The sequence below is a fragment of the Pseudomonas weihenstephanensis genome (assembly GCF_001043055.1).
Classification (GTDB): Bacteria; Pseudomonadota; Gammaproteobacteria; order Pseudomonadales; family Pseudomonadaceae; genus Aquipseudomonas; species Aquipseudomonas weihenstephanensis.
Genome location: NZ_JYLF01000023.1, coordinates 1 through 1,367, shown reverse-complemented (window position 1 = coordinate 1,367; position 1,367 = coordinate 1). Strand labels below are relative to the sequence as shown.

The window sequence follows — 1,367 nt, the reverse complement described above, 5'->3', positions numbered from 1 at the left end:
CCCGTGGTCGAAACCGTTATCGACAAGGGGATCAGTGCATTCCGTGGTGCAAACGCCCGGATCGGCCAGTTAAAAGGGTTGTTGGACAGGATAGAGAGTGGAGAAATTGAGCATGGCGACTACATCATTGTCGAATCAATCGACCGACTAACCCGCCAGAAACTCACCGACTCCGTTGATCTAATCCAGTCAATTCTCAAAAAAGGCGTGCGACTACACACCGTTTTCGACAACAAGACATATTCCTACGACGATCCAAGCCGCGACCTCGAAACCTTGATCCTAGTAGGTGTAATCGCAAAACGGGCACACGAAGAAAGCGACACCAAGAGCAAACGCCTGAAATCCGTGTGGGTAAAGAAGCGAGACACTGCAGAAACCAACGTTATAGGTAAACGATGCCCCTACGGCTTTCGCTTTGATGAGCAAAGTCAATCTTTTATCATCGTTGAAGATGAAGCCCAAGAAATTCGCCAGATTTTCGACCTACTCAAACACGTTGGAGTATTGGAGAGCGTTAAGCAAGTAAATAAACATTCAAAACGCCGTTGGACTAGAACAGCAGTCCTTCAACTTATAAACAGCAAAAGCCCAATTGGCGTGCTACGTTTGCAACGACGCAACGAGAACGGCACTAAAGCGTTTGACCGTTATGTCCCTAATTATTTTCCAAAAATCATTGATGAAATAGAATTCAGTGCAGCCGTTGCAGCGATGAAAACCAGATTAACCGGGCGAAAATACGGACGTAGAACCCCCCACCACTACAATATTTTCCGGCACTGCATCCAATGCGAAGAACATAAATGCGGAATGATTTTCAACCTACAAATATTAGGAACCGAGAAAAAACGTTACGCCTACCTTGTTTGCTCTAACAGAGCCGAACGAGTATGCGAATGTAGTAACAGAATTAGATTTGAGCTTGTTTTCGGCACATTCCTCGCTTTCGTTAGCCAATTATCGGAAAATCGTTACATTGACGAGCGGACAGACAAGAAGCGAAAAGACTTCACTTGGTTCAGCCAAGACCAATATAAGCAAATGGACACCGTAAACGACGCATTCAGCCGTTTCTTTTCCGTTCGTGATACTTCGGCACCAAAAGAAGAAATACGAGCCAAGAAAGCCAAGCTAACAACCGAAAAAACCACATTGGAGATGTTAGAGGCTTCGCTAGCTCAGTTTGACGGAATAATTCCAAATACATTTATCAGGCGTGTGGCCGATAGCGAAGCACGGATCACCGTGTTAGAAAGCGAGATCCAAAAACTTGAAGGCACGTTAGCAATCGAAGCGGAAACGCTCGAAATCACCACCTACGAAGACATAATAGCCCTATACGAAACAGAAGAAGGCCGATTGAA

The 1,367-nt window shown here is 45.4% G+C and carries 1 protein-coding gene; it reads left to right on the top strand.

Features of this window, described 5'->3' with window-relative positions; genetic code table 11:
- Window positions 1-1,367, top strand: a 1,367-nt coding sequence (locus TU86_RS22025; protein WP_048366442.1) for a recombinase family protein, incomplete at both ends; no start/stop codon positions are given.